The following is a 16,265-nucleotide window of genomic DNA, read 5'->3' on the forward strand; positions in this document are numbered from 1 at the left end:
GGGTCGGGGGCGGAGCCCCGGCAGCGGCGCCGCGCACGCGGGTCCGTGGACCTCCCCCGAGGGGCTACGCGCCCGGCCACGGGCCCGGGGTCGGGGTGTCTTCCTTGGGCTCCGTTTCCGTGTGGAAGAGCTTGAAGCCGCGGCGGAGGTAGTTGTCCATCGCCGTCGGGCCGTCCTGGCTGCACGTGTGGAGCCAGACCCGCCGGGTCGGCTCCAGCTCCGGCCAGCGCTCCGCGAGGGACCAGGCCCGGGCGATGCCCACCGACAGCAGGTGCCCGCCGATCCGCCGCCCCCGGAAGTCCGGCAGCAGGCCGAAGTACATGATCTCCACCACGCCGTCCGGCTGCGGGTCGAATTCCACGTACCCGGCCGGCGTCCCCCGGTCGTACGCCACCCACGTCTCCACACCCGGCCGCCCCAGCTGCTCCACCCACTGCGCGCGGGTCAGGGACAGCCGGTCCGTCCAGTGGATGTCGCCGCCCACCGAGGCATAGAGGAAGCGGCTGAATTCGGGGGAGGGGACCTCCGCCCGGGCGACGGTGACCTCCGGGCCGGGAACGGCCGCCGGAACCAGGTCCTGCGGCGAGGTCATTTCCAGGGACCAGGTGGTGAGGGTGATGGTGCTCATGCGGTTCAGGGAATCACGCCGGGTCCCGTCCGGCTCAGGCGGGCCCTGATCACCGCGGGCGCCGTGGAGTGGGGGAGCAGCGCCGCCGGGTCCTCGGGGCGGATCAGCTCCACCTCCACGTCCCCCGCGAAGCGGTACGGCCGGTGCGTCAGCACCCCGGCCAGGTGGCGCCGTACCCGCGACAGCTCCGCCCGCACCGTCACCGTCCGCGTCGGGTCGCCGAACAGCTCCGCGGAGAGCTCCGCGGCCGACCGCCCCCGCGGGGACTCCGCCAGCAGGAACAGCAGCTCCGCATGGCGCGGGCTCAGCTCCTGCGACCAGCTGCCCGAGGCCCCGTGGACCGTCGCCGAGCAGGACCCGGCCCGGCTGAGGTCGAGTACGACCCGCGCGGCCGCCGCGTCCCGGCGCTCACCGGTGACGCTCAGCAGCCACCCGCCCGGCAGCGGCTCCGCCACGCAGTCGCCGAGCTGCGGGACCCACACCCGGCCCGGCCCGAAGGACTTCGGCAGCGGGATCCGGTCCGCGGGCGCCAGCCCCGTCACGGCCGCGGTCCAGCCGTTCGCGTCCACGGCCACGGCCCGCCCCGGGATCCGGGCCAGCAGCGGCGCCGCCATGGACCGCAGCCGCTCCAGCGACTCCAGGTGCCGCACCCGCAGCTCCCGCTCGGCGAGCCGGGCCACCGAGCTCACCCACGCCAGCGTCGCCGGGTGCATGGTGGCCAGCGGCCCGCTGACGTCGACCACCCCCAGCAGCTGCCCGTCCCTGGGGTCCCGTACGGGAGCCCCCGCGCAGGTCCAGTCGTGGTGGCTGGAGACGAAGTGCTCCGCCGAGAACACCTGGACCGGCCGCCGGGCCACCAGGGCGGTGCCGACCCCGTTCGTGCCGACCACGGCCTCGTCCCAGTCGGCGCCCACCGCGAAGCCGAGCCGGTCCGCCTTGCGCAGGATCGAGGTGTGGCCCTCCCGCCACAGCAGCCGGCCCTCCGCGTCGGCGACGACCATGATGTGGAGCGCGTCGTCCAGCTCGGGCAGCAGCCCCTCGCGCAGCACCGGCAGGATCTCGCGCAGCGGCGAGGTCTGGCGCCGCTCCTCCGTCTCGGCGGCGGACAGCACCCGGGAGCGCGCGTCGCGGTCCGGGTGCACCCCGCCGGCCAGCATCCGGCGCCAGGACTCGGCGATCTCCGGCCGGGGGGCCGCCGGCGGCCGGCCGCCGCCCAGCGCGGCCGCCCGTACTCCCTTGAGCAGGCGCGCGGCATCCCGCGCGTCCATGGCCGAGATGCGCGCCACATCGACCGCGCTGCCTGCGGTGTTGGCCACCGGAACCTCCCCGTGTGGAACAGGACCTACGACGGTTGCCGCCCGGGCGGTCCGCTCGCGCCGCTTCCCCCGGCACGTCCGGCGGGCGGCTGTCGACTCACAGGTTGCAACGGTATGCAACTCTCGCCAAGTCCCGGTCGCTCGACCGAAACTGTCCGGACGCCGCTGAGCGGCGTGACAGCTCCTCCTCGGGGCTTCTCGGATCAGGGGTGGTGCCGAGTCGGCGCGGCGCCACCTCTGCTCCAGGTCAGCGGGTCCGGATCTGGGCTCGGGGCGGTTTGGGGACTTCCGCTAGCCCGGGATCCGCGCCCGTTCCACCACCGCCCCCAGATCGAGACTGTGCGGCAGCGTGCCGAAGGCCGCGCCCCAGTCACCGCCCAGCCGGGACGCGCAGAACGCGTCCGCCACCTCCGGCGGGGCCCAGCGCACCAGCAGCGAGCCCTGCAGGACCAGCGCCATGCGCTCCACGACCCGGCGGGCCCGCGCCTCGATGCCCTCCAGGTCGGCGAGCTCGGTCAGCAGGTTCTTGATGGCCGAATCCAGCCGGTGGTCGGCGCCCCGGGCCTGCCCGACCTCCTGGAGGAACGCGTTCAGAGCCTGCGGCTCCCGCTGGAGGGCCCGCAGGACGTCCAGGGCCTGGACGTTGCCCGAGCCCTCCCAGATGGAGTTCAGCGGGGATTCGCGCAGCAGTCTGGGCAGCCCGGACTCCTCGACGTAGCCGTTGCCGCCCAGACATTCCAGGGCCTCCGCCACCATCGGCGTACAGCGCTTGGTCACCCAGTACTTCGCCGCGGGCACCGCGATGCGCAGGAAGGCCTTCTCCTGCTCGGTTCCGGCGTCGTACGCGGCCGCCAGGCGCAGGGTCAGCGTGGTGGCCGCCTCCGATTCCAGGGCGAGGTCGGCCAGCACGTTGCGCATCAGCGGCTGGTCGATGAGCGGTGCTCCGAAAGCAGAGCGGTGCTCCGCATGGTGCACGGCCTGCGTCAGCGCCTGCCGCATCAGCGAGGCCGAACCGATCACGCAGTCCAGCCGGGTCGCCGCGACCATCTCGATGATGGTCCGCACCCCGCGGCCCTCCTCGCCCACCCGACGCGCCCACGTCCCGTCGAACTCCACCTCGCTCGAAGCGTTCGACTTGTTGCCCAGCTTGTCCTTCAGCCGCTGGATCGCGAACACGTTGCGCGTCCCGTCCGGCAGCACCCTCGGCACCAGGAAGCACGTCAACCCGCCGGGCGCCTGCGCCAGCACCAGGAACCCGTCCGACATCGGCGCCGAACAGAACCACTTGTGACCCGTCAGCAGGTACTCGCCCGAGGCGTCCAACGGCACGGCCGCCGTCGTGTTCGCCCGTACGTCGCTGCCGCCCTGCTTCTCCGTCATCCCCATGCCGAACAGCACCCCGGCCTTCTGACCGGCCGGCCGCAGGCCCTCCTCGTACACGTGCGAGGTCAGCCGCGGCTCCCATTCGGCGGCCAGCTCCGGATCCGTCCGCAGCGCGGGCACCGCCGCGTGCGTCATCGAGACCGGGCAGCCGTGCCCCGCCTCCGCCTGCGACCACACGAAGAACCCGGCCGCGCGGCGCAGGTGTCCGGCCGGCCGGCCCCACGCGTCGGTGAGCCCGGCGGACACGGCCTGCCCCAGCAGCCGGTGCCAGGCCGGGTGGAACTCCACCTCGTCGATCCGGTTGCCGTAGCGGTCGTGCGTCCGCAGCTCGGGCGGATTCTCGTTCGCCTGCGTACCCCACAGCTGGGCCTGCGCGGAGCCCGCCGCCCGCCCGAGGTCGCCGAGCTCCTCCCTCGCGCTGTCCAGGAGTTCGGGGTCCGCGTCCGCGAGGTGCCGCTCGACGCCCTCGCTCAGGACCCGGTCGCTGCCGTATACGTCATAGCCCACCAGGGGAGGGGCCTGGTTGCTGACTGTGTGGGTGGTGGCTGCCATGCGGATACCGTAAGGACGTGCAGCCAGCAAAAGAAACACCCGAGCGGATCCCAGGTCGGCTCCACCGGGCACGGGCCCTCTATCGCAACGTCTCCAAGCGCAAGATGGCGTGGCTGCTCCTGAAGGACACCGTGAACTCGTGCATCGAGTACCGGATCCTCGGGCTCGCGGCGGAGGCGGCCTTCTTCACACTGCTCTCGCTCCCGCCGCTCTTCCTCGGCCTCCTGGGCCTGCTCGGCTACGTCGACGGCTGGACGAACACCCAGTCCGTGGCCAGCATCGAGGAGAACATCCTGCGCGCGGTCGGCACCGTCCTGTCCGACCGGGGCGTCAACGACATCGCCCGCCCCATGCTGGACGACGTCACCGGCCGCGGCCGCCCCGACCTGATCTCGCTCGGCTTCGCCTTCGCCCTGTGGTCCGGCTCGCGCGCGGTCAACGTCTTCATCGACACCATCACCGTCATGTACGGGCTCGACGGCCAGCGCGGCATCGTCAAGACCCGGCTGCTGGCCTTCCTGCTGTACGTGGCCGCCCTGCTGATCGGCGCGATCGTGCTGCCGCTCATGGTGGTCGGCCCGGACGCGGTGGTGCGGATGGTGCCCTGGGGCACGGAAGTGATCGCGGTGCTGTACTGGCCCACCGTCACCCTGCTCTCCATCGCCTTCCTGACGACGCTCTACCACGTCTCCGTCCCCGTGCGCTCGCCGTGGATCGAGGACGTGCCCGGCGCGCTGGTGGCCCTGGCGATGTGGGTGGTGGGCTCGTTCCTGCTGCGGATCTACCTCACCAACACCGTGGAGGGGCCGACGATCTACGGCTCCCTCGCCGCGCCGGTGGCCGTCCTGCTGTGGATCGGCATCTCGGCCTTCGCGGTCCTCGTCGGCGCGGCCGTCAACGCCGCCATCGACCGCGTCTGGCCTTCGGTGGCCACGGCTGCGGCGCGCGAGGCGAACGAACGCGTCCGCGAGGCCGAGGCCGCCCGGCTCATCGCCCGGGCAGCCGCCTGGCGGGCCCTGGCCGAGGGAGAGTCGGAGGACGACGAGGACGGCGGCATGCCCTCGGAGTTCCCCGAACGCTGGTCGAACTTCCTGCCGCCCGAGGACTACCACTCGCGCCTGCGCAAGCACTGACTCGGGCCCTGGACAAGCACGGACGCGAGCACGGACGCCGGCACGGACGCAAGCACCGGCGCGGGCCGCGCTCCGGCGGCGTAGCGTGATGTCCGTGTACGAGGAACACCGCTCGCGCCTGGTCCCCGGGGCCGTGCTGTGGCGCGCCGCCGGAGCGGGCGGCGCCGCGGTGCTGCCCGACGGGTGCATGGACCTGCTGTGGGCCGACGGGCGGCTGCTCGTCGCGGGCCCCGACACCGGGCCGCACCGCGCCGGGGAAGTGGCGGGCTCCGCCTTCGCCGGACTGCGCCTCGCCCCCGGCACCGCGCCCGCGCTGCTCGGCGTACCGGCCCGGGAACTGCGCGACCGGCGGGTGGACCTGGCCGACCTGTGGCCCGGACCCGAGGTGCGGCGCCTCGCCGAGCGGATCGCCTCGTACGGGGACCCGTGCGCGGCACTGGAGCAGCTGGCCCTCGCCCGCGCCGCCCTGAGCGGACCGCCCGACCCGCTGGCCGCGGAGGTGGCGGCCCGGCTCGGCGCGGGGGAGCCGGTCGCCGCCGTCGCGGCGGCGGTCGGGCTCGGCGAGCGCCAACTGCACCGGCGCTCGCTCGACGCGTTCGGGTACGGCCCGCGCACGCTCGGGCGGGTGCTGCGGCTCCAGCGGGCGCTGGCGCTGGCCCGGCGCGGGCTGCCCCAGGCGGAGGTCGCGCACCGCGCCGGGTACGCCGACCAGGCCCACTACACCCGCGAGGTACGGGCGCTGGCCGGGACCACGCCGGGGGCCTACGCGGCGGCGAGCGCGGCGAACAGCGAGACCCCGCAGCCGTCCGGGTCCAGGACGACGGCGTAGCGCTGGCCCCAGAAGGCGTCCCACGGCTTCAGGTGGCCGGGGTGGCCCGCGGCGGTGAGCTCGGCGTACAGGGCGTCCACCTCGGCCGGGGAATCGCACAGGAAGGCCAGCTCCCGGCGGCTGCTGTGGCCGTCCGGGCGGGTCCAGGACGGGTCGATGGAGCGGATGGTGTCCTCGGTGTCCCAGGCGATCCGCAGACCCCCGGGCAGGTCCGCCTCCACGTGCGGCTGGTCGGCGGCGTCGGCCGGGACGTCCAGCCCGAGGCGGCGGTAGAAGGCGAGCGAGGCGGCCATGTCGGAGACGACCAGGCCGATCATGTCGAGTCGGGGAGTCATGCCGTCAGGTTAGGAGCGGGGACGGCCGACGGTCTTGAACGAAACGGACACGACACCAGGGGCGCGTGTGAAGGGTTCCCCTTGAGTCTCTCTTCTGTTTCCCCCTCCCCTCTCACCCCCTTCGGCTGGGACGACGCGTGGGCGGCGGAGTTCACCCCGTACGCCGAGCAGGGGCCCGGTGCCCGGCCGGGTCGTACGGGTCGACCGCGGCCAGTGCGACGTCATGACGGCGGACGGTACCGTCCGGGCCGACACCGCCTTCGTCACCCCGCACGACCCGCTGCGGGTCATCTGCACGGGTGACTGGGCGGCCGTCGAGACGGCCGGCAACCCGCGGTACGTGAAGGCGTACCTGCCGCGCCGGACCGCCTTCGTACGGTCCACCTCCTCGCAGCGGTCCGAGGGGCAGATCCTCGCCGCCAACGTCGACCACGCGATCACCGCCGTCTCCCTGGCGGTGGAGCTGGACCTGGGGCGCATCGAGCGGTTCCTGGCACTGGCGTGGGAGGGTGCCTAGCTCCGCCTGCTGCCGGTATGCCTGAAGATCTATCCCTTGTGTCCCCGCGACCGGCTCGAGGAAGGTCAGCTCTGGGGACGCTCCAGGCGACACCCGTACCAGGGGTCACGGGCTCACCGGCGGGGCCGGGTGGTGAGCCGGTGCCGTATGGGGAGGTTGCCCCCATATTCTCGGTCGTACTCTGTCGAGTCCGGCTCCAGCCGGGCGTGTGGGTGCGGCCGGGACGGCGACCCGGCCAGGGTGACCAGGGGGAACGGGGGTATCCCGGCAGCCGGGTGGTCGGGCCGAGTTGTGGGGCCGGGGCCCGCCGGGTGGGCCCCGGGCGGGACGGGCGGGGGGCGCCCGCCTGCGTGTGAAGGGTCTTCGGAGACGGTGTGACGGGAATGTGGGGGCCGGTACCCGATGTGGGTGGGCGGGCGGCCCGGCCATGCTGCTGGGGCGAGAGGTTCGTCGTATACCAACCCCAGGAGGTACCCCTATGGGTGAGCCCGTGCGAGTCAGCATCGCCGCTCTGGATCCGGTGCTGGAAGCCGGCACGAGGAGCACCTTGCTCAGCAACGGCGATGTCACGGTGATCCTGCCGGGCGAGCAGGCCGAGGTCGCCGTGGTGATCGTCGACCGGGTGACGGAACAGGTGCTCGACATCGTCCGGGCGACGCGGAGCGCGGCGCACCGGCCCGAGATCGTCCTGGTGGCCACTGATCTGACCCCCGCCGAGGCGATGCATGCCATCGCGGCGGGCGCCCGCGGCCTGCTCCGCCGTAGCGAGGCCAGCCCCGACAGGCTGGCGCGGACGGTGCTCGCCGCCGCCGGGGGCGACTGCACCGTGCCACCCGGCCTGCTGGACGGCCTGCTCGAACAGGGCGTCGGCGTCCGCGCCACCCCCGCCGACGCCGCCCCCGCCCGCTGGGCGGGCTCGGGCCTGAACGACCGTGAGCGTGCGGTGCTGCGGCTGGTCGCCGAGGGCCGGGAGACCGGCGAGATCGCCCGCGAACTGTCCTACTCACCCCGCACCGTGACGACCGTGGTGCACGACATCACCCAGCGCTTCCGGCTCCGAAACCGGGCCCACGCGGTGGCGTACGCCCTCCGGGCGGGCCTGCTGTGACGGGCACCGGGACGTTGATACGGGAGCGGCTGCGGGTGCACGTCAACGCGAGCGACTCGACCCTCCGGGACGCCGTGGTGGCGAAGCTGCGGCACGCCGGGATCGCACCGGTGGGCGAGCCCGACCGGGCGCCCGGCGCGGTGCTGGTGGCGGCAGGGGGCACGGTGGACGAAGCGATCGACGCCTGCCTGCCGGGCCTGTGGTCCGACGGCCGCCGGCTGCTGGTGGTGGCCGACGTGCTGTCGCACAACGGCGTCCTGCGGGCGGTGCGGGCCGGTGCCCGGGCGATGCTGCACTCCGCCGAGGCGACACCTTCACGCCTGGTGGCCGCCGTGCACTCCGCCCACCAGGACGAAGGTCGGCTGCCGCACAGCGTGCTGGCCCGACTGCTCAACGGCTTGGTGCTCAACAGCTCGGTGCTCAACGACTCGGTGCTCAACGACTCGGCCGTGACCGGCCCGCCCCACCCTGGTGCGCAGCCGAGGCGGGGGCCGGCCACCTCGCGGCTGACCTCCCGGCAGACCGAGGTGCTCACGCTGATGGCCGAGGGGCACGGCAACGCGGCGATCGCCCGCTCCCTCGTCTGCTCGGAACACACCGTGAAGAACGTCATCTACGAGCTGATGGCCCGGCTCCAGGTCCGCAATCGGGCCCACGCGGTGGCCCACGCCGTCCGGACCGGTCTGATCTGAACTCCGCGACCCCACCGCTCTGAAGCCCCGCTGCCCCGCACGGCCCCAGCCTGCCCGGCCGGGCCGGGCGGAGGGCAGAGACAAACGCGCAGCAGGCCAGGCGATCGACGCCTGCCGCTCCTTCCCTGGCGCCGGCCATTCTCCGGTCGGCACCCTGACTTCTGCCCGCGTCCGTCAGGCCGCGCGGCGTTTCTCGATCCGTGGAGACGAACCGGTGCGCAACGGTCGGCCGCGGGATCACCGTAAGCCGAGAGGACACCGGATGACCATCGCCGCGGACGGACCGACCGTCCCCCTTCACGAGCCGGACGAGAACGCCGACTTCAAGGTCTTCGAGGAGCTGGAGTCGGAGGTGCGGATGTACTGCCGCAAGTTCCCCGTGGTCTTCGAGCGGGCGAAGGGCGCGGAGCTGTACACCGAGGACGGACGGACCTTCCTGGACTTCTTCTGCGGCGCCGGAACCCTCAACTACGGACACAACAACGACTTCATCAAGGGCAGGCTCGCCGAGTACCTGGCCGCCGACGGCATCACCCACGGCCTCGACATGTACACCGTGGCCAAGCGCCAGTTCCTCACTGCCTTCGCCGAAGTGGTCCTGCGACCACGCGGGTTGGACTACAAGGTGCAGTTCGTCGGCCCGACCGGCACCGACTCCGTGGAGGCCGCGCTCAAGCTCGCCCGCAAGGCGACCGGCCGCTCCGGCGTGATCGCGTTCACCGGCGCGTACCACGGTATGTCGCGCGGCTCGCTCGCGGTGACCGGCAGCCGGCGGGCCCGCCGGGCCGGCGGGGTGAGCGGGCAGGACGTCACCTTCGTACCGTACGAGGACGGCCCGCAGGGCGGGTTCGACTCGCTCGGGTACATCGAGCGGCTGCTCGCCGACCCGTCCTCGGGGGTGGAGGTGCCCGCCGCGGTGATCGTGGAGCCGATGCAGATGGAGGGCGGCGTCTACCCGGCGTCGGCCGAGTGGCTGCGCGGGCTGCGGGAGTTGACTGAGCGTCATGGAATTCTGCTGATCCTCGACGAGATCCAGTCGGGCTGCGGGCGCACCGGCACCTTCTTCTGCTTCGAGGAATCCGGTATCACCCCGGACATCGTGACCCTCTCGAAGTCCATCGGCGGGTACGGCCTGCCGCTCTCCCTCACCTTGTTCCGCCGGGATTTGGACGTCTGGGAACCCGGTGAGCACACCGGCACCTTCCGTGGCAACCAGCTGGCCTTCGTGGCCGCCACCGCGGCCTGCGAGCTGTGGCGACAGGACACCTTCCACGCCGGTCTGGCCGCCGCCTCGGCCCGCCTCGACCGGTTCCGCACCGAACTCGCGACCGTCGACCCGGCCTTGAAGGTGCGCGGCAGGGGCATGGCGCTGGGGATCGACACCGCCGGAGCCGGCGGAGCGGAGCGCGCCGACCGCGTCCAGCGGTACGCCTTCGAGCACGGACTGATCGTCGAGCTCTGCGGCCGCCACGACGAGGTCATCAAGCTGCTGCCACCGCTGACCATCGACACCGCCCGTTTCGACCGCGGCCTCGATGTGCTCCGGCAGGCACTGCTGGCGCCCTGAGGGCCTGGACGGCGCCGATAGCCGCACCGCAGTCAGGGACTGCGGCCAGGGACGTGAGTCACAGAACCGAGGAGGATCCGATGCCCCACCCGCCACGCCGCCACCTGATCTCCATCGACGACCTCAGCTACGAGGACATGCACGGGATCGTGCAGCGGGGCGTCGAGTACGCTTCCGGCCGGTGCGAGGACGCCCGCCCGCTGCGGGACGCCGTCGTCGGCGTTCTCTTCCGCAAGACCTCCACCCGCACCCGGACGGCCTTCTCGGCCGGCGCGCTGCGCCTCGGCGGACAGCTGATCAGCTACGGCCCGGGGGATCTCCAGGAGAACACTGGTGAGACCGTCGAGGACACCGCCGAGGTGCTCTCCCGGATGCTCGACGTCCTGGTGGCCAGGACGGCCGGCAGCGAGGCCGAGCTGCGCGCCTTCGCCTCCCAGCAGCGGATGGCCGTGGTCAACGCGATGAGCGCCGCCGAGCACCCGACCCAGGCGCTCGCCGATCTCACCACGCTGCAGGGCCGGTTCGGGCGGATCGAGGGCCTGCGGGTGCTCTACGTCGGCGAGGGCAACAACACCGCATCCGCCCTCACCCTCGCGCTCTCCCGGTACCGCAACACCACGCTGCACTTGCGGACACCGCCCGGCTACGGCGTGGAGCAGCGCTTCCTGGACCGCGCGGCGGTGGCCGCCAAGAGCAGTGGGGCGACGGTCGACCAGCGGCACGACATGACCGGCCTGCCCACCGTCGATGTGGTCTACACCACCCGGTGGCAGACCACGGGGACGGCCAAGGCCGACCCCGACTGGCGCAGCGTCTTCGCACCGTTCCAGGTGGACGAGGCGGTGATGGCGGGCAGCCCCGACGCCGTGTTCATGCACGACCTGCCCGCGCACCGGGGCGACGAGGTGACCGCCGAGGTGCTGGACGGGCCCACGAGCATCGCGTTCGAGCAGGCCGAGAACAAGTACCACAGCGCGCGGGCCGTCCTGGAGTGGTGCGCGGGCGGCTCACGCCGGGGGTCCGTCGATGTCTGAGACCGTACTTCTGCCCGGTGGCGGGTGGCGGCTCTGGAGCCACTTCGCGCTCCGCGGGCCCGGCTTCCCGGCGGCCGGGGTGCTGCGGCTGGCGCCGGAGGGCCTGGCGGTGGCGGCGGACAAGTTCGGCGCCCGGGAGGCCCTCACGGGACCGCAGTGGGAGGGATTCGAGGAGGCGTTCGGCGAGGCCGCCGTCGGGACGGCCCGCGAGCTGCAGCAGATCGCGGCGCAGCCGGCCTTCCGCGCCGCGGTGGCCTGGCAGAACCGGGCCGTGCTGCGCACCGGGATCGCTCCCTTCCTGGCCTGGACGCCCAGTGCGGCGGGCCGCACCAGCATGCCGCGCCAGCGTGAGGAGTTGGTGGCGCACTACTGGCAGCGGTTCTGCGTGAAGAACGACACCATCGGGTTCTTCGGCCCGGTCGGCTGGGGTCGGATCGACACCGCCGAGCGCGGCATCCTGGTCGATCCCGGCGAGGGCCTGATCGCACAGTCCGAGGTGTACTTCTCCAGCTGGTCGATGGATGCGCTCGCCAAGACCATCGACACCGACCCGGCGCTGCGAGACTGGACAGCCCCGCGCCGCGTCCCGTTCGTCCGCATCGACACACAGGGCGACGGACAGAGCGTCACCCTGCCCGGCCGCCCCTCGCAGCCGATCACCCCGCCCATCCATCAGGTACTCACCCGCTGCGACGGCACCCGCACCGCCCGAGCCATCCGGCAGGAGCTCGCCGACCACCTGGGTCCGGAACAAGTCACCGCCATACTCAAGGAGTTGGTCAAGCGCCGGTGGATCGTCTGGCGCCTGGAGATCCCCGCCACCACCTACCCCGAGCAGTACCTGCGCTCGGCGCTGGAGCGCGTCGGCGACCCCGCCGTGCGCGAGCCGGCCCTGGCCAAGCTGCTGGTGCTGGAGCGCGGCCGCGACCGCGTGCACGCGGCGGGCCGGGACGCCGACGAGCTGTGCGCGGCGCTCGCCGCGCTGGAGAGCGACTTCGCCGAACTGACCGACACCGCCGCGCAGCGCGAGAAGAGCACCCGCACCGCGCCCAACCGAGCCCTGGTCTACGCCGACTGCCGCCGCTCCGCGACGGCCCGGGTCGGCACCGCCGTGTTGGGCGAACTCACGCCGCTGGAGCTCTGCCTGACCAGCGCCCGGTGGATGACCAACCGCTTCGCCGAGACCGTCGGCGGCCGGATCACCGAGGCCTTCCACCGGCTGCGCACCGAACGGGAAGTGGTGGATCTCGGCTCGCTCTGGTTCGAGTGCCTGCCCGCGCCGCACGGCGAGTCGATCGCCGATATCGACCGCATCCAGGCCGAGTTGCGTGCCCGCTGGTCGCGGATCATCGACGCCCCGCCCGGCGCCCGGCAGGTCCGGCGCTCCTCGGCCGAGATCGCGGACCAGGTCCGGGAGGCCTTCGACGAGCCCGGTGGGGGCTGGTCGCTGGCGCGCTACATCAGCCCCGACGTGATGGTCGTCGCCCAGGACCTGGCGGCCGTCGGGCGTGGCGAGTTCGAGCTGGTGCTCGGCGAGTTGCACGTCGCCATGAACACCCTCGGCGCCTCGCTCTTCGTGATGCAGCACCCGGACCGCCAGGAGCTGATCGAGGAGACCTGCACCGACTTCCCCGGCCCGCGCCTGGTGCCGATGCTGCCGAAGGAGCTCCCACTGATCAAGTGGTCGCCGCGCAGCCGTCCCGCCCTGGAGCGCCCCCAGGACTACTCCGTCGCGCTGGTCGACCACACCGCCGACCCGCTCCGTCCCCGGACGGTGTGCTCGGCCGATGTGCTGGTGGAGGAGCGGGACGGCCGGCTGGCCACGGTCCTGCCCGACGGCGCGGTCTTCGACGTGCTGGACGTGTTCAGCCACGCGCTGACCAACCGGGTGATGGACCGTTTCACCTTGCGGGCCGACGCCGACCACTCGCCGCGCGTCACCGTGGACCGGATGGTGGTGGCCCGGGAGACCTGGCGATTCACCGCCTCGGGGCTGGAGTTCGCCAGAGAGAAGAGCGAGGCCCGCCGCTTCGTCCGGGCCCGCCGCTGGCGCGAGGAGAACGAGCTGCCCCGGTACGTCTTCGTGGTGTCGCCGTCCGAACCCCGGCCGTTCTTCGTGGACTTCGACAGCCCGGTGTACGTGAACATCTTCGCCAAGGCCGTCCGCCGACTGGCGGCCAAGGACCCGGACGCCCGGCTGACGGTCTCGGAGATGCTACCGACCCCAGAACAAGCCTGGCTCACCGACGACTTGGGCAACCGCTACACCTCGGAACTGCGCTTCGTGGCCGTCGACCGGTCGGCGAGCCCGGAAGGCGGGGTCTGACCGTGGACAGCACATTCGTCGACGACATCGGCGTGCACGCCGCATGCGATCCGCTGGCCCCCGCCCTGGTCACCCCCGGCGGCGTGGTCTCCTACGGTGAACTGTTCGACCGGAGCGACCGGTTGGCCAGGGCGCTGGTCCGGCGCGGGGTGGGCCCGGAGGCGGTCTGCGCCGTCGCCGTCGAGCGCGGCGTCCAGGCCGTCGTCGCGATGGCCGCCGTGGCGCGCGCGGGCGGCGCCTTCCTCACCCTCGACGTGGATCTGCCGGGCCCGCGCCTGGCCGCCATGGTCGAGAGCGCGGGGGCCACGTTCCTGGTGACGGACAGCGCCCTCGAAGAGCGGCTCGCCCTCCCCGTCGAGGGCCCGGCCGTCCTGATCGACCGCCTCGACCCGGCAGCCGGCGAACCGGACGCACCCCTGCCGCCCGTCGAGCCGCGCACACTGGCCTACGTCAGCCACACCTCGGGGTCGACGGGCACACCGAACGCCGTCCTGATCGAGCACGGGGGCCTCAGCTCGTACCTGCGATTCGTCGCCCGCGACTACGGGTTGGGGCCGCGCACCATCGCGGTGCAGCTGGCCCCGCTCGGCTACGACGCCTCGATCCGGGACACCTTCGCCCCGCTGGCGGCCGGCGGGCGCCTCGTCCTGGTGGAGCGCTCCGCGCTGCTGCGGGCCGAGGAGTTCCTGGCCACGATACGGACCTTCCGCGTCAACACCGTGCTGAGCGCGACCCCGTCCTTCCTCACCTTCCTCACCCAGCACGAGGGCAGCGCCGATCGGCTGCGCGGCGTGAAGCTGGTGGTCTCGAGCGGGGAGTCCCTGCGGCCCTTCCTCACGGCAGGCGGCCGACGGGCGTTCACCGGCAGGCTGGTGAACCAGTACGGCCCGACCGAGTGCACCATGACCTCGACCCGGTACGACGTGCCGGCCGACCCCGAGACGGCGGCCGACCCGGTCGGCACGCCCATCGACGGGGTGACCGCCCAGCTGCTCGACACCGGGCTGCGGCCGGTGCCGGACGGGGAGGCCGGTGAACTCCACATCGGCGGCGTGGGCGTGGCCCGTGGCTACGCCGGCCGGCCCGGGCACACCGCCGACCGCTTCCGGCCCGACCCGGCCGGGCCGCCCGGAGCCCGGATGTACCGCACCGGCGACCTGGCCAGGCGGCGGCCGGACGGCACCCTGGAGTACCTCGGCCGGAGCGACCGGCAGATCAAGATCCGGGGCTACCGGGTGGACCCGGCCGAGATCGAGGGCGCGCTGCTCACCCACCCCGCCGTCACCGGCGCGGTGGTCACCGCCGACACCGACGGCAGGGGCCGGGTCTTCCTGGTCGCCCATGTCACGGGCCGGCTGGCCGAGGTCGCCGACACCGTGCTGCGCGCGCACCTGGCCGAGAGCCTGCCGCACTACATGATGCCGCGCCGGTTCGACCGGATCGAGCGCGTCCCGACCACCGGCACCGGCAAGGCCGACCGGGCTGCGCTCGGGCCGCGCGCCGCGACAGGCGTGACAGGCGTGACGGCCACGACGGCTGCGGACGGGGCCCGATGAGCAGCCTGGGCACCCGACTCGGGCTCGACGACGTGCTCGCGGCAGCCCACCGGATCTCCGCCCAGGTGCGCCGCACCCCGCTGCTGACGGTGCGTTCGCTGCCCGGCCTCCTACTGAAGGCCGAACACCTGCAGCACAGCGGCTCGTTCAAGCTGCGGGGCGCCGCGAACACCATGGTCGGGAACAGCGCCACCGAGATCGTCACCGGCTCGTCCGGCAACCACGGGATCGCGGTCGCCCGGCTGAGCGGCGCGCTGGGCGTCGGTGTCACCGTCGTGATGGCCGCCGGGGCCAGCGCGGTTAAGGAGCGGGTGATCCGCGCGCTCGGCGCACACGTCGTCCGGGTGGACGGCGGCGTCGCCGAGCGCGACCGGCACGCCCGGGAGCTCTCCGGCCGCCACGGGGCGCTCTTCGTGCCGTCCTCCGACCACGAGCTGGTGGTGGCCGGTCAGGGCACCTTGGGCCTGGAGGTCTTCGAGGACGCGCCGGACCTCGACGCGATCTACGTACCGACCGGCGGCGGCGGCCTGCTCGCGGGCGTCTGCCTGGCCGCCTCCGCCCTGACCAGACAGGTGCGGATCATCGGCGTCGAGCCGGTGGACGCCAGGCGCTACGCCCTCTCGCTCGCGGCGGGCGCCCCCGTCGAGGTGCCGCCGAGCCGGACGGTCGCCGACGGGCTGCGCGGCCAGCGGCCGGGCGAGATCCCGTACCCGATCATCCAGCGGCGGGTCGACGAGATGATCGGCGTCACCGACGAGGCGATCACGCACGCGATGGCGCTGCTGCACCGCGCGGGCGTCGAGGCCGAGCCGACCGGCAGCGTGGCGCTGGCGGGCGCGCTGGCCTCGGCCGGCCCGGCGCTGCGGGGCGGCCGGGTCGCCGTCATCGTCTCCGGCGGCAACACACCCGCCGCACTGGCCGCCCGGATCCTCCCGGCGAACCGTCCCCAGATCCACTCCGAGCACCACACCGACAACCACACTGACCAGGAGTCACCATGACCATGACGAACGCGACCAAGGTCGATGCGGCGGCGCTCCCCGAGCTGATCGCCTCCTTCTACCGCGAGACACTGGGCGACGAGAGTCTCGACACCAGCAGCGACTTCTTCGATGCGGGCGGCGACTCGCTCAGCGCCTTCCAGATCACCGCCCGACTGCAGGAGGCGATCGGCATCGAGGTCGCCGTGGCGCTGGTCTTCACCTACCCGTCGCCCGAAGACCTCGCGACGGTCGTCGCCGAGGACCTCGCGGACCTCAAAGACATCGCAGACGCCGACCGGCTCTGAA

At 73.2% G+C, this 16,265-nt stretch carries 14 protein-coding genes and 1 pseudogene; 11 read left to right on the forward strand and 4 right to left on the reverse strand.

What is annotated here, in order from left to right:
* Positions 1-64: 64 nt before the first annotated feature.
* The 3 genes from ACFWB8_RS15985 to ACFWB8_RS15995 all read right to left on the reverse strand — a co-directional run bounded on the left by ACFWB8_RS15985 (position 65) and on the right by ACFWB8_RS15995 (position 3,879).
* Complete coding sequence (locus ACFWB8_RS15985; RefSeq protein WP_385226375.1) at positions 65-628, reverse strand: GNAT family N-acetyltransferase; 564 nt, start codon at positions 626-628, stop codon at positions 65-67.
* Positions 629-633: 5 nt separating this feature from the next.
* Positions 634-1,896, reverse strand: a complete 1,263-nt coding sequence (locus ACFWB8_RS15990) for a GAF domain-containing protein (protein WP_385226476.1) — start codon at positions 1,894-1,896, stop codon at positions 634-636.
* A 339-nt stretch (positions 1,897-2,235) separates the two neighbouring features.
* On the reverse strand, positions 2,236-3,879 hold the full coding sequence (locus ACFWB8_RS15995) for an acyl-CoA dehydrogenase family protein (RefSeq protein ID WP_385226377.1): 1,644 nt from the start codon (positions 3,877-3,879) through the stop codon (positions 2,236-2,238).
* A 17-nt stretch (positions 3,880-3,896) separates the two neighbouring features.
* Here ACFWB8_RS15995 and ACFWB8_RS16000 point away from each other — a divergent pair, with 17 nt between their 5' ends.
* Both ACFWB8_RS16000 and ACFWB8_RS16005 read left to right on the forward strand, forming a co-directional pair.
* Entirely contained in the window at positions 3,897-5,012 is a 1,116-nt protein-coding gene (locus ACFWB8_RS16000) for a YihY/virulence factor BrkB family protein (RefSeq protein ID WP_385226379.1), read from the forward strand.
* Positions 5,013-5,100: 88 nt separating this feature from the next.
* A complete protein-coding gene (locus ACFWB8_RS16005) occupies positions 5,101-5,841 on the forward strand; it encodes a helix-turn-helix domain-containing protein (RefSeq protein WP_385226381.1) in 741 nt (246 codons plus the stop codon).
* Here the strand turns inward: ACFWB8_RS16005 and ACFWB8_RS16010 are convergent.
* Positions 5,775-6,176 (reverse strand): VOC family protein, encoded by a 402-nt coding sequence (locus tag ACFWB8_RS16010; protein WP_385226383.1) that lies wholly within the window; start codon positions 6,174-6,176, stop codon positions 5,775-5,777. The two genes, ACFWB8_RS16005 and ACFWB8_RS16010, sit on opposite strands and share 67 nt — an antisense overlap.
* A gap of 81 nt (positions 6,177-6,257) precedes the next feature.
* Here ACFWB8_RS16010 and ACFWB8_RS16015 point away from each other — a divergent pair.
* The 9 genes and pseudogenes from ACFWB8_RS16015 to ACFWB8_RS16055 all read left to right on the forward strand — a co-directional run.
* A pseudogene (locus ACFWB8_RS16015) lies at positions 6,258-6,684 on the forward strand (GTPase RsgA); the annotation flags it as partial.
* Between the two features lie 487 nt (positions 6,685-7,171).
* Positions 7,172-7,801 (forward strand): response regulator transcription factor, encoded by a 630-nt coding sequence (locus ACFWB8_RS16020; protein ID WP_385226385.1) that lies wholly within the window; start codon positions 7,172-7,174, stop codon positions 7,799-7,801.
* Positions 7,798-8,493: a response regulator transcription factor gene (locus tag ACFWB8_RS16025; protein ID WP_385226387.1), complete on the forward strand. Its 696-nt coding sequence runs from the start codon at positions 7,798-7,800 to the stop codon at positions 8,491-8,493. The genes ACFWB8_RS16020 and ACFWB8_RS16025 overlap by 4 nt, the downstream gene beginning before the upstream one ends.
* 262 nt (positions 8,494-8,755) lie before the next feature.
* Complete coding sequence (ectB, locus tag ACFWB8_RS16030) at positions 8,756-10,060, forward strand: diaminobutyrate--2-oxoglutarate transaminase (RefSeq protein ID WP_385226389.1); 1,305 nt, start codon at positions 8,756-8,758, stop codon at positions 10,058-10,060.
* Positions 10,061-10,140: 80 nt separating this feature from the next.
* A complete protein-coding gene (locus tag ACFWB8_RS16035; RefSeq protein WP_385226391.1) occupies positions 10,141-11,094 on the forward strand; it encodes an ornithine carbamoyltransferase in 954 nt (317 codons plus the stop codon).
* Positions 11,087-13,420, forward strand: coding sequence for a lantibiotic dehydratase (locus ACFWB8_RS16040; protein WP_385226393.1), 2,334 nt, complete (start codon positions 11,087-11,089; stop codon positions 13,418-13,420). Before ACFWB8_RS16035 ends, ACFWB8_RS16040 begins: the two co-directional genes overlap by 8 nt.
* A 2-nt stretch (positions 13,421-13,422) precedes the next feature.
* On the forward strand, positions 13,423-14,976 hold the full coding sequence (locus ACFWB8_RS16045) for an amino acid adenylation domain-containing protein (RefSeq protein ID WP_385226395.1): 1,554 nt from the start codon (positions 13,423-13,425) through the stop codon (positions 14,974-14,976).
* Positions 14,973-15,977: a threonine/serine dehydratase gene (locus ACFWB8_RS16050; RefSeq protein WP_385226397.1), complete on the forward strand. Its 1,005-nt coding sequence runs from the start codon at positions 14,973-14,975 to the stop codon at positions 15,975-15,977. The genes ACFWB8_RS16045 and ACFWB8_RS16050 overlap by 4 nt, the downstream gene beginning before the upstream one ends.
* On the forward strand, positions 15,974-16,264 hold the full coding sequence (locus ACFWB8_RS16055; protein ID WP_385226399.1) for a phosphopantetheine-binding protein: 291 nt from the start codon (positions 15,974-15,976) through the stop codon (positions 16,262-16,264). Before ACFWB8_RS16050 ends, ACFWB8_RS16055 begins: the two co-directional genes overlap by 4 nt.
* Position 16,265: the final 1 nt, after the last annotated feature.

It is taken from the genome of Streptomyces sp. NPDC060031 (assembly GCF_042736805.1).
GTDB lineage: Bacteria > Actinomycetota > Actinomycetes > Streptomycetales > Streptomycetaceae > Streptomyces.